Source organism: Paracoccus saliphilus (genome assembly GCF_028553805.1).
GTDB classification, from domain to species: domain Bacteria; phylum Pseudomonadota; class Alphaproteobacteria; order Rhodobacterales; family Rhodobacteraceae; genus Paracoccus; species Paracoccus saliphilus.
Genome location: NZ_CP067140.1, coordinates 143,213 through 162,068, shown reverse-complemented (window position 1 = coordinate 162,068; position 18,856 = coordinate 143,213). Strand labels below are relative to the sequence as shown.

Here is an 18,856-nt window from a genome sequence, read left to right as displayed (position 1 = left end):
TTGTCAACGATATTTTTCGCAAATTTGCGTTTTCATTCGGATTGACAAAAAGCGCGCATGAAGGTTCCGTGGGGTCAGCAAGGGAGGGCCAAAATGGCGCTGAACATCCGCCAGATGGAAATTCTGGATCTGGCCCGCGTGACAGGCCGCGTCGGCGTCGAGGAACTTGCCGAACGCTTCGAGGTCACATTGCAGACCATCCGCCGCGATCTGGGCGAACTGGCAGATCAGGGAGTGCTGGATCGCGTTCATGGCGGCGCGGTGATGCGCAGCGGCGTCAGCAATATCGGCTACGAGGAACGCCGCCGCATGAACGAGGACGCCAAGGCCACGATCGCCCGCGCCTGTGCGGCCGAGATTCCCGACAACTGCTCTATCATCATCAATCTGGGTACCACGACCGAAGCCGTCGCGCGCGAGCTTTTGCATCACCGCAACCTGACGGTGATCACCAACAACATGAATGTCGCCAATATCCTAGTCGCCAATGAAAGCTGCGACATCATGGTCGCCGGTGGCGCGCTCCGCCGTTCGGATGGCGGCCTAGTAGGCGATCTGACGACCGAGTTCATGACGCAGTTCAAGCCGGATTACGCGATCATCGGCTCTTCCGCGCTGGATGCCGATGGCGATCTGCTGGATTTCGACATGGCCGAGGTCCGCGTCAGCCGCGCCATCACGGAACTGGCCCGCAAGAGCTTTCTGGTCACCGATGTGAGCAAGCTGGAACGCTCCGCCCCCGTCCGCATCATCTCCATGGCCGAACTGGACACGGTTTTCGTGGATCGCCCCCTGCCCGGCCCGTTGACGCAGAAATGCCGCGAATGGGAAACTAGGGTCATCGTGGCAGAGTGATCGGCCTGCGGCTTGCGCCGTGATCCCGTGTCAGTCCAGCACAATGCAGGCCGGGTCGATTCGCCGTCCCTCTGCATGCGCACGGATATTTCCTGCCCAATGCGATACCATGCGATCGAAATTGTCCAATGTCCTGGCCGCTACATGCGGCAGGGTCACGGTGCTGTCCATTCCAAGCAGGGGGTTGTCCGGGTTCGCCGGCTCGGTGTCGAATACATCCAGCCCCGCTGCGCCCAACCTGCCTTCGCGTAGCGCCGCGATCAGCGCCGCCTCGTCCACCACCCCGCCCCGCGAGGTGTTGATCAGGATTGCCTCCGGCTTCATCTTTGCGATGGCGGTCGCATCGATCAGGTGCCGGGACGTTTCGGTCAGTGGCAGATGCAGGCTGACGATATCCGCTTCGGCCAACAATTGGGGCAAATCGGCAAAGCGCAGATCGATCTCGGAGGATGGGCCCGAGGCGCGCGTATAGATCACCTCGCACCCGAACCCCCGCAATCGCTTGACGACCTCTTGAGCGATGGCGCCCATGCCGACAAGCCCCACCGTGCAGCTCCCCAGATCCCGCGACTGTTTCCACAGATCGGGCATGTCCCATTGGCCGCTACGAAAATCGGCATGAACCTGCGGCAGGCGACGTAGCGTCGCAAGCATCAGCGCAATTGTTCCCTCGGCCACGGTCGGGGCATTGATACCTGGACTGCGAGCGACCGCGATGCCCCGGTCGCGGGCTTTCTCCAACGGGATGCCATCGATGCCGGTACCCCACTGATGGATCAACTCCAGCGCATTCGCCCGTTCGAGAACCTCCGGCGGAAACCGCAACCCGCGCGTAACCACATATTTCGCATCCCCGATAATCTCGGCGAAATTCTTGGGAGCACCACTCTTGGGAAATCGCAGATCGAAGCCCTCGCAGATCGCCATGATCCGAGCCTGAGCCTCGCCTGTGATCGGTTCGAGAACAGCAACCGGTCCAATAGCCATTACTTCCGCCCTCCGATCAGTTCCTGCAGCATTTCGCGCTCTTCCCCGGTCAGGCTGGTCAGGGGCGCGCGGACATGGCCGGACTGGAACCCGCGCAACGTCACGCCGGCCTTGATCGCCGAGACCGCATAGCCGGGCTGCCGGTCACGTATCTGGGCGAAAGGATAATAGAAATCGCGCAGCATCTGCTCGCAGGCCGCATCGTCGCCGTTGGACAAGGCCTTGTGAAATGCCAAGGCGGTCTCTGGAACGAAGTTGAACACGGCAGAGGAATAGGTCGGCATGCCTGCGCCCTTATATGCCTGGGCGAACAGCTCATGCGTCGGCATGCCGCCGATATAGGACAACCGGTCCCCCAGCATCGCAGTCACCCGGCGCACCGTATCGATGTCTCCAGTGCCGTCCTTGAAGCCGATCAGGTTCGGGCATTCCCCGGCCAGTTGCTCAAGCGTCGCCGCCGAAACCCGCGATTGGCCGCGATTGTAGAAGATGACTCCCATATTGGTGGATTTGCAGACCGCCCGGACGCGATCGGCCACACCTTCCTGCGGACCTTCGGTCAGGTAATGGGGCAGCAAAAGGATACCGTCACCACCGGCCGCCTCGATCTCCTGCGCAAGGTCACAGGCCATGCGCACGCCATATCCGCAACCGGCCAGCACCGGCCGATCGCCTGCGACTTCGCGCGCGGCCTTGACCACCTCGACGATTTCCGACGGGCTGAGAGAGAACATCTCGCCCGTACCACCCGCAACGATCAACCCGGCCACCTCGTATTGCCCCAACCATTCCAGATGCGCCTTGAACACCGAAGGCGCAAAGCGGTCTTCAGCATCGAAAGGAGTGACGGGGAACGAAAGAAGCCCGTTGCGGATGATTTCCTGAAGGTCTTTGGGGCTGATCATGGGTATTGCTCCTTTGAATTGGATACCTGCACAGGTCCGGCAGAGATCAGACGAGATCTTCAGGCAGGAGGGCGTGGGGAAGGTTCTGATAACAGACAGGGCGCAGGAAACGCCGGATAGACAAGGTGCCAACACTGGTAGCCCCGAAATTTGTCGAGGCTGGATAAGGCCCACCGTGAACCATGGAATCGGCGACCTCGACACCGGTTGGGAAACCGTTGACCAGCAGGCGTCCAGCCTTGCGCTCCAGGATCGGCAACAGGCGGCGCCCCGCATCCGTATCGCCGTCATCCATGTGAATAGTCGCGGTCAACTGTCCTTCGAATCCCTTGGCTAGGCGCAGCATCTCATCGATATCATTGACCCGGACGACGAGGCCAAGCGGGCCAAAGACCTCTTGGCCAAGCGAGTCGTCTTGCAGATACACCTCCGCATCTGTTTCATACAGATTTGGGCTGGCCGAACGACCGCCGCTTTCCGTGGTCAGGACGGGGTGAACCGCATTCCGGGCGTCGAAGCGCGCCTTGCCGTCACGATAGGCAGCGGCAATCCCGCCGGTCAGCATGGTCTGGGGCGATATATCGGAAAGCGCAGCTTTCGCGGCTTCGACAAGGGCGTCACCCTCGGGTCCGCGCTGCAGGACGACGATACCGGGATTGGTGCAAAACTGCCCCGCCCCCATGGCCAGCGATCCGGCCCATCCCGCACCGATCTCTGCTCCGCGCGATTTCACGGCATTGGGCAAGATGAACATGGGATTGACCGAGCCGAGCTCGCCAAAGAACGGGATCGGTTCGGGACGGGCGGCACAGAGATCGAACAGGGCACGTCCACCGCCAAGCGAGCCAGTAAACCCCACCGCCTTGATTAGCGGATGCTGCACCAAGGCCTGACCGACATCACGCTTGCCGCCCTGAATCAGGCTGAACACGCCCTTGGGCATACCGGCCTTCTCGATGGCGGCATGGATCGCCTCTGCCACGATCTCGCCGGTACCGGGATGAGCCGAGTGCCCCTTGACCACCACAGGACAACCCGCCGCCAAAGCGGCCGCCGTGTCGCCCCCCGCCGTCGAGAAGGCAAGCGGGAAGTTCGACGCGCCGAAGACTGCAACCGGGCCAATGGGCCGCTGGATCATCCGCAGATCGGGACGCGGCAACGGCTGACGATCGGGCATCGCCTGGTCATGGCGCCGGTCCAGGTAATCGCCCTTGCGGATATGGCTGGCGAAGAGCCGAAGCTGACCGGTCGTGCGCCCCCGCTCCCCCTGCAGCCGCGCCTCTGGCAAGCCTGTTTCCGCGCTGCCGATCCAGGTGATCTGATCCGCGCGCGCCTCTATCTCGTCTGCGATGGCGTCAAGAAAATCGGCTCGCTCCGACCGGTTGACATAGCCATAGGTCCAGAACGCCTCTTCAGCAGCCTCGCAGGCACGATCCACTAGCTGGGGCGTACCCACCGAATATTCGAACGCATCACCCGAGGCTGGCTCGGAGTGGAAACTTCCCTCCGAACCGAGCCATTCGCCCGCGATCAGATGTTTGCCATGTGGCCTAAATTTGCCAATATCCGCATTCATGATTGCTGACCTTTCATTCCGAACCTGCACAGCCTCAGCCCGGCCATTCCGTTTCTCGATCACAGCAGTGCCAGAAGAAGCGACCGCCCTGATGCCGACGCCGGGCAGATCACCCGTGCGAATGATGAAGATTTCATATGCACTAATATTTTAGTTTATCGCCCGGGTCAACTGGCATAAGGTTGAAACAATGTCGCGAAGAAAAAGGAATGGGAAAGCAAGCATGAATACGTCGGTGAAGGCCGCCCTGGATCTGGTTCGTCTCAGCTTGCCGCGCGATTGGTCGTTGGCCTCCGCCCGGATCTACGGCGATCTCCGCCAGCGCATCCTGTCACTGGACCTGCCGCCCGGTACCGGGTTGCTGCGCACGGAGCTTGCAGCAAAATACGAGGTCAGCCAGACACCGCTGCGCGATGCCCTGCAACGACTGGAACAGGACGATCTTGTCCGGATCATTCCGCAATCCCGGACAACGGTGACCCTGATCGACATTCCCAAGATCCATGAAGCGTCAATGCTACGGGTGGCGCTTGAGACCGAGGTGGTTCGCCAATTGGCACGGCAGGGCGCCGCGGATGTGACGGAGCAAGGACGCTCGGTCATCGAGTTGCAGCGCGGGGTGGCCGAGGATCAGAGCCAGCTCAGGCTGTTTCAGGAACTTGACGAGCATTTCCACGGCATCCTCTTCACGGGCCTGGGGCATGACAACCTGCGAAGCCTGATCCGCTCTCGCTCCGGGCATCTCGACCGGGTCAGACGCCTGCAGATTCACTCGAAAGAGAAGTTGCAAAGCATCATCAGCGGTCATGAGGCGATTCTTCGCGGGATCGAGACACGGGACGAGTTGGCGGCGATGGGCGCCATGCGCGATCACCTGTACAAGCCGTCGGACTGGGTGGAAGAGTTCCGCGCATCCCATCCCGAATATTTCGCCCCCGCGGCGCCTTCATAGGGCCTCACCGCACAAAAGCCTCCGTCAGCCTTCAAAGAACGGTGCCGGGACAAGGATCTTGTTTTCCTGCTTGATGAGATATCCAGCCTCAGCACTCTTGGCGAGATAGGCCTGCCAATCCGGATCCGCCTGCAAGGCGGCACGTTTCGCGGCGCGATCCGCCGCGCTTTCGAAGACCCATATATGAACGTAGGAATTCACATCGCCGGTTTCGACAGCACCATACAGCAAGGGCTTGCCCAGATGACGGCTCTGGACGCTCCAGCCATGCTCTTCATACAGCTTCATGTGCTTCTTGATCGTGCCCGGCCGGCAAATATAGGTCCTATGGTCGTATATCACTGAATTCCCTCCGAATCTGATGCCATGCCTGAAATCGACCCGGCAATCCGCCGGTTCAACTCTATAGACATGCGTCATATAGTAATGTATTAGTTGGCCATTGCGCAACAGGGAGAATGTCTTTTCACGCCCCTGAAGCCCGCGTTTCAGCCGGACATATCCCGGCATAAACGCCTGATCGCAGGGAAAACTCCCTTCGCGAGTCCAGTTCAAAAGACGGCGGGCAGCCGTCACAGGAGGAGACCCACGACATGCATAGAAAAGCCTTGCTCGGCGCGGCGGCCATTCTGATCGGCTCCCTCACCCCCATCGCGGCAACCGCCGATTTTCCCGAGCGCGACATCCGCGTTGTCGTGCCTTGGGGTGCAGGAGGAGGCACCGATGGCATTGTCCGCAAGATCACCAGCCTGGCGGAGCAGCAATTCGACGATGCATCTCTTTATGTCGAGAATATCGAGGGCGGCGTAAGCGCAACCGGGATCGGCGAGGTGATGGCCGCGATCCCCGACGGCTACACGATCGGCACGCTTACATATGACAGTATCGTCACCATTCCCTGGCAGGACATGCTGCCCAGCTACAAGATGGACAAGCTGAAATTGTTCGCGCGCATCACCAGCGAGCCGGATGCGCTGATCGTCGATGCCGATAGCGACTACGAATCGCTACAGGATGTCATCGACGCCGCCAAGGCGGACCCCGGCCAGGTTCGGGTCGCGGTCCAGAACCTGGGGGGCCGCGTTCACCTGACGCTTCTGCAACTGCAGGACCTGACCGGGGCCGAGTTCAAGATCGTCTCCTATCCCGGCGGCGCAGCACCGCAGAAAGAGGCGATCCTGTCAGACGAGGTTGATATCGCGCTCACCAGTCTGGGCGATTTCGCCAATCTGATCGCGGATGACACGGTTCGCGGCGTCGTCGAATTCTCGAACACCCGCAATCCGACCTATGATGTGCCCACTGCCGAGGAAGAGGGCGTTGATCTGCAAAATGGCAGCTTTATCGTGCTGGCCGCCCCTGCCGGAACGCCTGATGAAGCGATCGCAGCACTTGAAGCCGCCTACAAGACCGCATTCGATAGCGACGAGTTCCAGAACTGGGTTGCAGAGGTCGGCGTGACGCCCGACTGGCTTGGCCAGGATGAAGTGACGCAATGGGCGGATGAAGCCGCGCAAGAACTCTTCACAAAAATGGACGCGCTGGCCGAGGCCGGGGTCATGTCCAAATAGAATCGGGAACGAGTTGAACGGGCATTGGAAATCCTGATGCCCGTTCAGAACCCAACTGACATCCGGCAGTTCAGGAGCAGGGCAATGAACGGATCGCAGCGATTCTTCCGGTTGGGGATGTTGTTTCCCCTCTTCCTTCTCGTATTGACTGCCATCTACACGGCAGCGGCCTTCGACATCCGAACCCAGTTCACCGGTGATGGCGAAATCGGACCACGGACCATTCCTCTGCTGGTCGCAATTTGCATGTATATGACATTGCTGGTCGTGATCTTTCAGGAATTGCGCCGGCCCACAGAAGAAGATGCCGGAACCGGCCTCTCGCGGCCGCTATTAGTTGTCGGCGCGACCGCCGCTTATATCCTCCTCTTCCGGCCGATCGGCTATTCACTGTCGACACTACTATTTGTCCTGGCGTTGTTCCGGATATTCGAGTTCAAACCCCGGCAGCCTGTGCAGTTCATCCTTTACGCCATCGCCGTCACGGCGGTCTTCTATGGCCTTTTTGCCGGGATTTTCGGCGTGCGCCTGCCAGCCCTCATCGGAGGCGTGATCTGATGGAGATGTTTCTGACATTATCCGGCGGCTTCGCCGCATTGGCCGATTGGAAGGTTCTGGCCTTCATGATCTCAGGCTTCCTGATCGGCACGTTTTTCGGCGCCATGCCCGGATTGACCTCGGTCCTCGCCATCGCGCTTTTGCTGCCGATCACCTATACGATCGATGTGATCCCGGCATTGGTCATGTGCGCGTCGATCTTCATGGCGGGAATGTATTCCGGCTCGATCACCGCAACCACCATCAATATCCCCGGCGCACCGTCCTCGATGATGACGGCGATCGAGGGCAACAGGCTGATGAAAAAGGGGCTCGGCGCGAACGCCCTTGGCCATGCGGCGCTTGGTTCGATGATCGGGGGGAGCGTGGGCGCGCTCCTGCTGATGGCCTTCATGCCGCTGGCGGCAGAGCTGTCGCTCTTGATCCGCACTCCGGGGAAATTCTCGCTCGTGCTGTTCGCGCTGGTGGTGATCATCATCGTCGACAAGCAGAATATCCCGAAAGGCATGGCCGCCACCTGCCTTGGTATCATGCTGGCCACTGTCGGTATCGATGTTCTGCAACCCATCCCACGCTTCAGCTTTGGTACCGAAACGCTGATCGAGGGCATCGATATCATGCCATTGGTGATCGGCGCTTTCGCCGTCAGCGAAGTCCTGATCCAGGCACAGAATTGGAGCAGCTCGCTCGGCCAGAACCTGTCGCAGGCGAAAGGCCTGAAAATTCGCCGCCGTGACTTTCTGCCACCGCTGTCCGAAATCCGCGAAATTGGCCTGTTCACCTATCTGCGCAGCGCCCTCATCGGCTACGGCATCGGCATCCTGCCCGGAGCCGGAGGGTCGATGGCGGGTTTCGTATCCTATGCGGTCGCCCGCAGCGGATCGAAGAAGCCCGAAGAATATGGCAAAGGCTCGCGCGAGGGGATCGCGGCGGCAGAATCGGCCAACAACTCGATGTGTGGTGGTGCCTTCGTACCCATGCTGATGTTCGGCATCCCTGGCGATCCAACCACAGCCATTGTCTTGGGCGTCCTGGTCATCAACGGTCTGCAACCGGGCCCTCGGCTTCTGGAAAACCAGGCGGATTTGCTGGCGCCGATGCTGGCATCGCTGTTCATCAGCGCTCTCGTGCTGATCCCGCTGACACTCTATCTGTTCGGCCCCTATTTCGTACGGATCGTCTCGATCCCCAAGGGATTATTATACAGCTCCATCGCAGTTGTGGCGCTGGTCGGCAGCTATGTCGCCACCTACTCGATCTTCCAGATGTTCCTGGCTCTGATTTTCGGGGTGCTGGCCTTCGTGATGCGCAAGCAGGGCTATTCGACGGTCTCTCTGCTGCTCGGGTTCATCCTGGGGCCCGATCTGGAGCAGTATCTGCGCCGTGCCCTGTCATTGAACGACGGCAATCCAATGATCTTCCTGACCAGCCCGGATAGCCTGTTCTTCCTTGGGCTGACCCTGTTCGCGGTCTACATGATCCTGTTCCGGAAGCCGAAGGCAGGACCTGATCCCATATAGAGGACACAATCGGGATCACCGAGAAGCCGTCTATCCGATCAGTCAATCAAGCCGAATCTCGTCGCACCAGCCTGAAGCCCAGATCGAAGACAGGTCTGCCGATCCGTCCCCCCTCGATCCGGCAGAGCAGTGCCTCGGCGGCCTGCCTGCCCAAGGCCTCCCGATCGACGTTCAACGTTGTCAGTGCAGGTTGGACATGTGCGGCGAATTCCTGATCGCCGAAACCCAAAACACCGATCTCCTGCGGAATGCGGAGCCCGCGCGCCTGCGCCTCGATCACGACACCATGCGCCAGAAGATCCGAGCTGCAAAAGATCAGGCCACGCTCGAAACCAGCCTCTTCGATCAACCGGTTCAATGCCAATCGCCCCTGCCCGAGGCTGGCCGGAGCATTCAGGTCGATCTCGGCGGGATTGCCGCCGATCCGCTCACGGAACCGTTCCGCAAAGGCGTCCTTGCGGCGCAGCGCCCGTTCGTCCCCGGCATGAACAAGGGCAGCTTGGCGATAACCCGCATCAACCGCGAAATCCGCAGCCGCCCGGCCCGCCGCGCCATGCGAAAAGCCCACGCAAAGATCGATGGGGGACTCGGTGACATCCCACAGCTCGACGACGGGAATTCCCGCCCCCAGCAAGATTTTTCGCGCCTTGGAGCTATGATGAATGCCGGTCAGCATCATCGCGTCGGGTCGACGCGAAAGATGCAGCATGATGGCGCTTTCCTCATCCTCCAAAGCATGGCCAGTTTCCGACAGGAGGATCTGATAACCTTTCGCGCGCATCCGCTCTCCGAATGCCTGCACCATCGCGGAATAGACGATGCTGGTAATCGAGGGCACGAGCGCACCGATCAGCTTGCTCTTGCGGGACACCAGAGCGCCGGCCAGCGCGTTCGGGACGAAACCCGTCTGCTCGATTGCCTGGTGAATGCGCCGCAAGGTGTCGGCGGAAACCTTCGAGGGTTCGCTCAACGCGCGGGATACCGTGACCTGGGAAACACCGGCCAGCCGCCCGATCGCGGCCATCGTCACTCGCCCGCCCTTGTCGTTCCCTGACACCAGCGCCGCCCCACTTCATCAACTCATGCCGCTTTCATCCAAGCATGAAAGCGCATTCACCCCGATCATGAGTTGGGCAGCATATCGGCATGACGAATATTAGCAATAAAATTTAAGAGGCATATCATTTGTCCCACTTGCACCGGACGAAGTCATGAATGCGCATGCAGAACTAGAAGGGGATCCCGCCGATCTGCGGGATCAAAGCACCTTGCCCGGATTCATCAGCCCCTCGGGATCGAGTACCGTCTTGATCTGCTCCATCACTCTCAACGCCACCGGATCCTTGTAGCGGCGCAGTTCCTGCCGTTTGACCAATCCAATTCCATGCTCGGCGGAGATGGAACCACCCAGTTCGGCAACTATATCATGCACGATACGGTTGAAAGCCGGATATTCCTCCAGGAAATCGGCATCCGACATGTCCAGCGGGCGGGACAAATTGAAATGGATATTGCCATCCCCGAAATGACCGAAAGGGCAGATCCGGACAGCTGGGACATGGGCACGGCAGGCCGACGATGCAGTCATCAGAAACTCGGCAACCCTCGATACCGGCACCGCCACATCATGCTTGATCGACGCCCCTGCGAATTTCTGCGCTTCCGACAGGTTCTCGCGCAGGGCCCATAATGCGTCGCGCTGACTTTCGGAGGCCCCGATGACGGCATCAAGAATTTCCTCAACCTCGAAAGCCGCCGCCAAAGCCGCCTCCAGACGGGTATCCAGATCGGCTTCGGGATCGGACGATGTCAATTCGACAAGCACATAGGCCGGATGCTCCTGCGCCATCGGATCGGCGCAACCGGGTGTGTGATCCAGCACCATCTGCAACGCGATCCGTTCAATATATTCGAAGGTGGACAGGCTGTCCGCGTTTCGCGACCGAAGCCGGTCATACAATGCCAGCGCGGCTTGCGGCCCTTCGCAGGCCACCAGCGCGGTCGCCCGCAGAACGGGCTTCGAGTACAGCTTGAGCACTGCGGCGGTGATGATCCCCAAGGTTCCTTCGGCACCGATAAAGAGGTTGCGCAAATCGTAACCGGTGTTGTTCTTACGCAACCCGTTCAGGTCATTCAGGATTTCACCATCGGGCAAAACGACTTCCAGACCCAGCACCAGCTCGCGCATATTCCCATAACGCAGCACCGCCGTTCCTCCCGCATTCGTCGAAAGGTTGCCGCCGATCTGGCAAGATCCCTCAGAGGCCAGGGACAGCGGAAACAGCCGATCGATATCATTCGCGGCCTGCTGGATATTGGACAGGATACACCCGGCCTCGACCGTCATGGTCGAGTTCAGCGGATCGACCGCGCGGATCCGGTTCAGCCGGTCCGTCACCAGGACCACCGCATCCTGCGGCACACCGCCGCCGACCAGGCCCGTATTGCCGCCCTGCGGCACGATCGGCACCGCGGCGGCGCGGCAAACCCGCACCACCTTTGCGACCTCTTCGGTCGTGCCGGGCCGCACCAGCGCCAGTGCCGATCCCCGATAAAGGCCGCGATCCTCGATCAGACGCGGTTCCATCGCCTTTGGATCGACAACGACATGAGCCGCACCGACTGCGGCCTCCAATGCCTGGTAAAACTCGTCGGATATCCCGCGTTGGACCAGATCAGATTGGGGAAAGCTCATCTTCTCTCAACTCGTCTGCTTTGCCTTGGCCGCACGGCGCAGTGCCGAGATCGTGGTGCGCGTCGAGATTTGTTCGGGGTCTGTCACCAGCTCCAGAACAGCGGGGCGACCGCTTTCGCGCGCGCGGGTCAGGGCATCGGCAAAATCCTCGGTTCTGGTCACGCGTTCGGCATGGCAACCCAACCCTTCGGCCATGCGGCAGAAATCCTGGTTCTGCAATGTCGTACCCGACACCCGCTCGGGATGCTCGCGCTCCTGATGCATGCGGATCGTGCCATAGATGCCGTTGTTGAACAGCAGCACCACCGGCTTGCCGCCATATTGCGCAGCGGTGGCCAGTTCGTTGCCGCTCATCAGGAAGCCGCCATCACCCACGAAGGACAACACCAGCCGTTCGGGATTCGAGATCGATGCCGCGACGGCGGCAGGCACCGAATAGCCCATGGCGCCGCAGGTCGAGCCCAGCACGCGCCCCGGCCGTGCGAAGCGCAGGAAACGCTGTGCCCAGCCATTGTGATTACCCGCATCCATCGTCACCACGACATCATCGGGCAACTCGTCGCGAACCTGCGCCAGCGCCACGCCCATATCCAGCGACCACTCGCCGCCGTTGGGCGCCTCGGTATCGGCGAGGTAGTCGCCATGCAGGGCGGCGCACCAATCGGCCCAGGTATCGGCCTTGCCCAGATCGCTGCCGTACAGCGAGGCGGCGATCACGGCGGGCGTGCAGGCCAGCCCCAAATCCGGGGAATAGACGCGCCCAATCTCATCCGCATCAGGATGGATATGCACCAGCCGGATGCCGGGATTGGGAGCATCAAGCGATGTATAGGTGCGCGTCGTCATCTCGCCCAGCCTCGCACCGATGACGACCAGCAGATCGGCCTCTTCCAGGTGCTTGTACAGTGTCGGGCCGGTCGATGTCCCGAAATCGCCCGCATAGACCGGTGAGAGGTTGTCAACGATGTCCTGACGGCGGAACGAACAGGTGACCGGGATATTGTTCGCCTCGGCAAAGCGGGTGATTGCGCCGGCAGCGGCATCGTCCCAACCCGAGCCGCCCACCAGCAGCAAGGGACGCTCCGCTGTCATCAGCTCGGCCTTCACGGCTTCGAGGTTCTCGGGCGTGATACCCGCGCCGGTGGCGGCATATGGACGCGCATCGGCAACGGCCACGCATTCGGTCAGCATGTCCTCGGGCAGCGCGACAACCACCGGACCGGGGCGGCCCGAGGTCGCGACACGAAAGGCCCGCGCCATGTATTCCGGAATCCGCCGCGGATCGTCGATCTGCGTGGCCCATTTCGCGATCGGGCCGAACATGGCCCGGTAATCGACCTCTTGAAACGCTTCGCGATCAGTGGTGCCCCGCGCGATCTGCCCGACGAGCAGGATCATCGGCGTGCTGTCCTGCTGCGCGATATGCACCCCGATAGCCGCATGGCAGGCACCGGGACCGCGAGTTACCATGCAGATGCCCGGCGTTCCGGTCAGCTTGCCATGAGCCTCGGCCATATTGGCCGCCCCGGCCTCATGTCGTGCGTTGATCAGGGTGAAACGATCTTCCACATCATGCAACGCATCCAGCACTTCCAGATAGCTTTCCCCCGGCACGCAATAGGCGGTGTCGGCACCATGGATCAAAAGCTGATCGACAAGGATCTGACCGCCGCTGCGGGTTGGAAGATTGGTTGATTGCAGCATGCTTGTCTCCGTTTCTCGCATGGATCATTTGCCCGGCTACGTGGCGGATCGTGGTTGACGCAGGCTTTGACGGAACCAGACCAGTCCGGCACAGGCGAGCCCGCACAATGTCACACGCCAATCGGGATAGATAAAGCACAATGCCCCGACGAATAGCACCCCCACTTGCCACCTCTCCAGCTTGCCGAAGAAGTAGCGCTGCAAAGACGCTGCCAGCAGCACCACCCCGAGCGTGGCCTGGGCAATCACGATCACGATGCGGAACCATTCGCCCTGCATCAGGATTGTCGGCTCGTAGACGAACATGAAGGGCACGATGAAGCCGGTCGCCCCCAGCTTGATCGCCGCGATACTCGCCTCGATGATCTTCGCCTGGCTCAACGAGTTGGCCGCATAGACCGCCATGGCAACCGGCGGTGTGATGGCAGAGAGGATGGCGAAATAGAACACGAACAGATGTGCCGCCTCGGCCTGCACACCCAGCTTGACCAGCGCGGGCACCAGCAGCGCGACCTGAACGATATAGGCGGGCGTGGTAGGCATTCCCATGCCCAGGATGATCCCCGCCACCATCGACAGCAGCAGCGCGAAAAGCAACTTGTCCTGTGCCGCCGAGATCACGAAATTCGAGAAAGACAGCCCCAGCCCCGTGATGTCGATCACACCCACGACGATACCCGCACAGGCGCAGGCCGCCGCGATGGACAACACGTTGCGGGCACCGTTCTCAAGCGCAACCAGAACGTTGTCCAGGGTCACATAATGTCGGGTGGTCTTGCGCATTGCCGCCACGGGCACGACGGACAGCACCCCGCAGAGCGCCGCATAGGGCGCTGAATAGCCATTCAACAGCACACCGATGATAATGGCCAGCGGCAGGAACAGATGACCACGCTCGCGCAGCACCTGCCCCATCGGCACCTGATCCTCTTTCGGAACCGAGCCGATGCCATTGCGCTTGGCCTCGAAATGCACTGCCGCAAATAGCGCGACATAGAACAGGACCGCAGGTGCGATGGCGTATTTTGCCACCTGAAGATAACTGACCCCCAGATACTCGGCCATGACGAAGGCAGCTGCCCCCATGACCGGCGGCATGATCTGCCCCCCCGTCGAGGCGACAGCTTCGACCGCGCCCGAGAAGGCGGGCTTGAAACCCATGCGCTTCATCAGCGGGATCGAGAAGGTGCCGGTGGTCATCACATTGGCCACCGCAGAGCCCGAAACCGAACCGAACATGCCCGAGGTGACGCAGGCCACCTTGGCCGGCCCCCCGGCCTGCTTACCGGTCAGCGCCACGGCGAAATCCATGAAAAGTTGACCTACACCCATCCGTTCGACCAGCGAACCGAACAGGATGAACAGGACCATATAGGTCGCCGAGACCGAGGTCGGGATACCGAAGATCCCTTCGGGTGTCATGAAAAGCTGCTCGAGTATCACGCTCGGCAAGGTCGATGTGAACAAAAGCCCATAGGCCATGAAACAGATGGCGGTGATGGGCAGCATCGGCCCGAGCATTCTTCTCGTGGCTTCAAGGAGCAGAACCACCAAGGTGATCCCGACAACGGTATCGCGTGGTGTCAGCGGATCGACATACAGGAAGCGCTGGAAGATATAGTCGAGATTCAGTGACGGATATAGCGCGGCCAGACAGGCGACAACGCCGAACCCGATATCGTACCATCTGGGTCGCTCTACGAGCCGCCCCCGGAAATCAACCGTAAGAAAGATCAGCAACAGCGCCAGCGCAACGTGAACGCCCCGCATGATATAAGGATTCGGCGGCCCGACAAACGCTACGTATAAATGCCAAAGCGCCATCCCGATCAGGATGAGGCGTGCGATGCGCCCCAATAGCGGTATGCTCCGGTCCAAAATCGTCAAGTTCATGGGCTCCCCCTATGGCGCTACCGAACTCGGCACCTCTCGGCGCGATCTCGATTTCCTTCCGTCAAGACGGATCGGATGCAGAATGGGGCGGAGTTCCCATAACTCCGCCCCGATCAGGTTTCCTGCAGGATTATTCCAAACCTTCCACGCCGCGCTCGGTGTAGAAATCCTTGGCTGCGGGATGGAACGGCACCCCGATATCGGTCGCCATTTCCTCGACCGTCAGATCCGCCATCGACTTGGTAACCGAGGCAAAGCTGTCGACATTGTCAGCGATGGCCCCCAACACCGCCTTGACCAGCTCGCCATCGGAGTCGCAAGGCGCGACCATATGGGTATCATAGCTGATGGCATGCACCGTCTCATCGAAGCCCGGATAAGAGCCCGCCGGAACCTCACGCCTTTGGAACGCGGCGTTCTGATCCTTGAAATGCTGGAAGGTTTCTTCATCGACATCAATCAGCCTGATATCTCGCGCGGAGGCAAGATCCATCACCGAACCGGTGGGCAGCGAAGAGCCCAACGTGAAGATATCCGCATGCCCGTCCTTCATCTGGGAAGCGCTGTCGGAATAGGACGTGTGCGCAACCGAATCGAGATCGTCAAAGGTCAGATCGGCGGTCGACAGCAATTCGCGGGTCAGAAACTCCCCGGTATTGCCAAGCTGCTGCGTGGTCAGGCGCTTGCCCTCGATATCGGCAACGGCCTCGATCCCCGAATCGGCGAGCGCCACGACCTGAAAATATTGCGGATAAAGTATGCCGATATTGCAGACATTGGTCGTGGCTTCCCGGAACGGCTCTTTCCCCGAAAGGCTGTCCACCGTCGAGATCGAATTGGCAAAGGCGATCTGGAAGCGACCGGCTTCCACGCCAACGACATTGGACACCCCGGCGCCCGGCGTCACGGTCATGCTGACGTCCGGAAGCTCGCGCTCGACGATCGCCTTGATGGCACCACCAACCGGATACCACGATCCGCCCTGCTGCCCGGTTGCCATGGTAATGGTCTGCGCATGCGCACCGATAGTGGCACCCGCCAGAACAGTCACCGCCGTTGCGGTACGGCACATAGCCTTGAATATCTGAGACATGAAAACCTCCCCGTTATAGGGCCGAGCACGCCCCGCCGCCCCATAACGGCCGATAAGCGTCGATCCACCCGTATTTCCTCCTGGTGCGGCACGACCGTGCCGTCGCGGCAACCCTGTCCAATTGCCACCTACTTGTCAAATAAAAATACATCAATAAATATGCGTTTTTGTGCTTCTACATAAAATTATATACAAATTCAATATATTAAAGATTCTCAATCGAAACGACAGACTTCATTGCTGTAATGTCATCTTATTGACAGCTTGCCATATAGGTGTAGGCTTGCCAACGAGGAAAGGAGGGAAGGGTCATGAGCGATTTATTTGAAAATGCCGCGCCCCTGGCCCGTGGCCAGACCCTCAGCGATCAGGCGACGGAAGCGCTGCGACGCTATGTCGTTAACGGTGACTGGCCAGTAGGCAGCATGCTACCCTCCGAAGCCGCATTGTCGCAAAAGCTGGACGTCAGCCGTTCGGTGATCCGCGAAGCGGTATCGCGCCTCAAGGCCGAAGGTCTATTGGCCAGCCATCAGGGCCGGGGCGCATTCGTCTCCAGCAACCGGTCCCGCATGGGCTTTTCCATCGACGAGCAGGACGTGGACAATCGCCGCAAGCTTGCCCAAATCCTCGAACTGCGCCTCGGGGTCGAAATCGAGGCCGCCGCGATTGCCGCTATCCGTCGCGACAATGCGGATCTGGAACAGATCCATGCCGCGGTTTCGGCCTTTGCCGCCGTGCAGAAATTCGGCCCCGAACAGGTGCGCGCCGGGGTCGATGCCGATCTGCAGTTTCACCGCGCAATCTGCGTAGCGACGCAGAATGATTATTATCTTGGCCTGTTCAACTATCTCAGCGCCAGCTTGCGGGAAACGATCGAAGCCGGACGCAATCGCTCTGTCGAGCGTGGCGGCGACAGCCGGGAAGCGGCCGAGGAACATCGCGCCGTCGCCGAGGCGATCGAGGCACAGGACAGCCTTGCCGCCCGAAAGCTGATGCGCAAGCATCTGGAACTGTCCAGTGCCAGACTGTTGGGACATCTGTGGAACAGCGAGGACCGGGAATGAGTTTGCCATCTGACCTCACTGAGTTACTGCGCCAACCCGACGCACTCGCCATCGCGGTCAGTGGCGGCGTGGACAGCCTCTGCCTCTCCGCGGCAGCAGTGGCAGCGCGGAACGGCAGGAACCTGACACTTTGCCATGCTGTCTCACCCGCGGTTCCGGATGCGGCGACAAAGCGGGTGAAAGCCTTCGCAACCAAGCGAGGGCTGACATTGGAAATTGTCGATGCCGGTGAGTTTTCCGACAAGCGCTATCGCGCCAATCCGGTCAATCGCTGCTATTTCTGCAAATCCAATCTATATGGAACACTGACACGCCTGTGGGGCGACAGGACCGTTGCCGCCGGAACCAATCTCGACGATCTGGGCGATTATCGACCCGGCCTCCAGGCCGCGGAGGAGCACGGTATCCTGCACCCATTCGTTCAGGCCCGGATGACCAAGGCGGATGTCCGCACCCTGGCCCGATCTCTGGGCTTGGGCGATATCGCAGAGTTGCCAGCGTCTCCCTGTCTTGCCAGCCGGATCGAGACTGGCTTGCGGGTCGAACCGGCCGAGCTTGCCATGATAGACGCGGTGGAAACGGCGCTTCGCACGGAGCTGGGTGAAGTCACCCTACGCTGCCGCCGCCTGCATACGGGGCTGGCCATCGAGATGGATCGGGTACTGATGGACAGTCTCAACTCGAATAGGCTCGCCGAATTGACCGCGCGGGCACGAGAGGCCAGCCGTCAACATGGCGGCGAAGAATTGACCGTCACCCTTCGCCCCTATCAGCGAGGAAGCGCGTTTCTGCATGCCTGACAAGCGATTGGACAGCCACCCCAACGTCACTTTCGACCGCGCTCGGGAGGCGCGGATCGGATTGGAGGAGGCCGTGCTGGCCGAGCCCAAGACGCCCGAACAGATTGCCGCCATCATCGACGATGCGATGCTGGAAGACCGTCGCCTCCTCTTGACGCGGATGTCCGTGTCACAGTTCCGGGCCCTGCCGGACCGGCAGCGTTCCGCACTTGATTATTGCGCCTTGTCGCGGAGCGCGATCCTGGGCGATCTGCCCCCGCAAGCGGCGACACCTCACGTGGCATTGGTCAGTGCCGGCACTTCGGATGCCGCTGCTGTAGCAGAGGCGCGGCGGGTGCTGGCCTATTCGGGCCTTGCCGCAACCGAGGTACCGGATGTCGGAGTTGCGGGGTTGTGGCGTCTGCTCGAGCGCGCACCGCTTTTACGTGACATGCAGGTGGTGATCGTTTTCGCCGGAATGGATGCCGCTTTACCCTCTGTCGTGGCCGGGCTGGTGCCGGGACTGGTGATCGCTGTACCCACCTCGGTTGGCTATGGCGTGGCGACCGGGGGGCGGGTGGCGCTGGACGCGGCGCTGGCAAGCTGTGCGCCCGGCGTTGTGGTCACCAATATTGACAATGGCTATGGCGCGGCCTGTGCCGCCCTGCGCTTCGCCCATGCGGCAGCGCCCCAGGATGGTTAGC

At 60.6% G+C, this 18,856-nt stretch carries 17 protein-coding genes; 8 read left to right on the top strand and 9 right to left on the bottom strand.

From position 1 onward, the window contains the following. The first annotated feature begins 93 nt into the window (after nucleotides 1-93). Complete coding sequence (locus JHX88_RS00740; RefSeq protein WP_076522339.1) at nucleotides 94-855, top strand: DeoR/GlpR family DNA-binding transcription regulator; 762 nt, start codon at nucleotides 94-96, stop codon at nucleotides 853-855. Nucleotides 856-885: 30 nt separating this feature from the next. On the opposite strand, the gene JHX88_RS00735 is transcribed toward JHX88_RS00740, so the two are convergent. The 3 genes from JHX88_RS00735 to JHX88_RS00725 are packed head-to-tail and all read right to left on the bottom strand — an operon-like array spanning nucleotide 886 to nucleotide 4,323. Next, nucleotides 886-1,842, bottom strand: a complete 957-nt coding sequence (locus JHX88_RS00735; protein ID WP_076522338.1) for a 2-hydroxyacid dehydrogenase — start codon at nucleotides 1,840-1,842, stop codon at nucleotides 886-888. Continuing rightward, the gene (locus tag JHX88_RS00730; RefSeq protein WP_336389948.1) at nucleotides 1,842-2,744 is read right to left on the bottom strand and encodes a 5-dehydro-4-deoxyglucarate dehydratase; all 903 of its coding nucleotides are present in this window, start codon (nucleotides 2,742-2,744) and stop codon (nucleotides 1,842-1,844) included. The genes JHX88_RS00735 and JHX88_RS00730 overlap by 1 nt, the downstream gene beginning before the upstream one ends. Nucleotides 2,745-2,793: 49 nt before the next feature. After that, nucleotides 2,794-4,323: an aldehyde dehydrogenase (NADP(+)) gene (locus JHX88_RS00725; RefSeq protein ID WP_076522336.1), complete on the bottom strand. Its 1,530-nt coding sequence runs from the start codon at nucleotides 4,321-4,323 to the stop codon at nucleotides 2,794-2,796. 223 nt (nucleotides 4,324-4,546) lie between these two features. Here JHX88_RS00725 and JHX88_RS00720 point away from each other — a divergent pair, with 223 nt between their 5' ends. After that, the gene (locus JHX88_RS00720; RefSeq protein WP_076522335.1) at nucleotides 4,547-5,275 is read left to right on the top strand and encodes a GntR family transcriptional regulator; all 729 of its coding nucleotides are present in this window, start codon (nucleotides 4,547-4,549) and stop codon (nucleotides 5,273-5,275) included. Between the two features lie 24 nt (nucleotides 5,276-5,299). Here the strand turns inward: JHX88_RS00720 and JHX88_RS00715 are convergent, their stop codons facing one another. Then, a complete protein-coding gene (locus tag JHX88_RS00715; protein ID WP_272848150.1) occupies nucleotides 5,300-5,563 on the bottom strand; it encodes an NIPSNAP family protein in 264 nt (87 codons plus the stop codon). 305 nt (nucleotides 5,564-5,868) lie between these two features. Between JHX88_RS00715 and JHX88_RS00710 the strand changes: the two genes are divergently transcribed. The 3 genes from JHX88_RS00710 to JHX88_RS00700 all read left to right on the top strand — a co-directional run bounded on the left by JHX88_RS00710 (nucleotide 5,869) and on the right by JHX88_RS00700 (nucleotide 8,924). After that, entirely contained in the window at nucleotides 5,869-6,846 is a 978-nt protein-coding gene (locus JHX88_RS00710; RefSeq protein WP_076522334.1) for a Bug family tripartite tricarboxylate transporter substrate binding protein, read from the top strand. 84 nt (nucleotides 6,847-6,930) lie between these two features. After that, nucleotides 6,931-7,404, top strand: a complete 474-nt coding sequence (locus tag JHX88_RS00705; protein ID WP_076522333.1) for a tripartite tricarboxylate transporter TctB family protein — start codon at nucleotides 6,931-6,933, stop codon at nucleotides 7,402-7,404. Then, complete coding sequence (locus JHX88_RS00700) at nucleotides 7,404-8,924, top strand: tripartite tricarboxylate transporter permease (RefSeq protein ID WP_076522332.1); 1,521 nt, start codon at nucleotides 7,404-7,406, stop codon at nucleotides 8,922-8,924. The genes JHX88_RS00705 and JHX88_RS00700 overlap by 1 nt, the downstream gene beginning before the upstream one ends. A 46-nt stretch (nucleotides 8,925-8,970) precedes the next feature. On the opposite strand, the gene JHX88_RS00695 is transcribed toward JHX88_RS00700, so the two are convergent. From JHX88_RS00695 to JHX88_RS00675, 5 genes are all read right to left on the bottom strand, one after another. After that, entirely contained in the window at nucleotides 8,971-9,981 is a 1,011-nt protein-coding gene (locus JHX88_RS00695) for a LacI family DNA-binding transcriptional regulator (RefSeq protein ID WP_272848149.1), read from the bottom strand. Between the two features lie 201 nt (nucleotides 9,982-10,182). Beyond that, nucleotides 10,183-11,619, bottom strand: a complete 1,437-nt coding sequence (locus tag JHX88_RS00690; RefSeq protein WP_084202707.1) for an FAD-binding oxidoreductase — start codon at nucleotides 11,617-11,619, stop codon at nucleotides 10,183-10,185. A gap of 6 nt (nucleotides 11,620-11,625) precedes the next feature. Next, nucleotides 11,626-13,323: a thiamine pyrophosphate-binding protein gene (locus JHX88_RS00685; protein ID WP_076522330.1), complete on the bottom strand. Its 1,698-nt coding sequence runs from the start codon at nucleotides 13,321-13,323 to the stop codon at nucleotides 11,626-11,628. Nucleotides 13,324-13,359: 36 nt separating this feature from the next. Next, nucleotides 13,360-15,216: a TRAP transporter permease gene (locus JHX88_RS00680; protein ID WP_076522329.1), complete on the bottom strand. Its 1,857-nt coding sequence runs from the start codon at nucleotides 15,214-15,216 to the stop codon at nucleotides 13,360-13,362. A 130-nt stretch (nucleotides 15,217-15,346) separates the two neighbouring features. After that, entirely contained in the window at nucleotides 15,347-16,309 is a 963-nt protein-coding gene (locus JHX88_RS00675; RefSeq protein WP_272848148.1) for a TAXI family TRAP transporter solute-binding subunit, read from the bottom strand. Between the two features lie 311 nt (nucleotides 16,310-16,620). Here JHX88_RS00675 and JHX88_RS00670 point away from each other — a divergent pair, with 311 nt between their 5' ends. From JHX88_RS00670 to larB, 3 genes are read left to right on the top strand one after another with little or no spacing between them, the layout of a single operon-like run. Beyond that, on the top strand, nucleotides 16,621-17,373 hold the full coding sequence (locus JHX88_RS00670) for a FadR/GntR family transcriptional regulator (RefSeq protein WP_076522328.1): 753 nt from the start codon (nucleotides 16,621-16,623) through the stop codon (nucleotides 17,371-17,373). Further along, entirely contained in the window at nucleotides 17,370-18,173 is an 804-nt protein-coding gene (gene larE / locus JHX88_RS00665; protein ID WP_076522327.1) for an ATP-dependent sacrificial sulfur transferase LarE, read from the top strand. The genes JHX88_RS00670 and larE overlap by 4 nt, the downstream gene beginning before the upstream one ends. After that, nucleotides 18,166-18,855: a nickel pincer cofactor biosynthesis protein LarB gene (gene larB, locus JHX88_RS00660; RefSeq protein ID WP_076522326.1), complete on the top strand. Its 690-nt coding sequence runs from the start codon at nucleotides 18,166-18,168 to the stop codon at nucleotides 18,853-18,855. The genes larE and larB overlap by 8 nt, the downstream gene beginning before the upstream one ends. The last annotated feature ends 1 nt before the right edge of the window (nucleotide 18,856 follow it).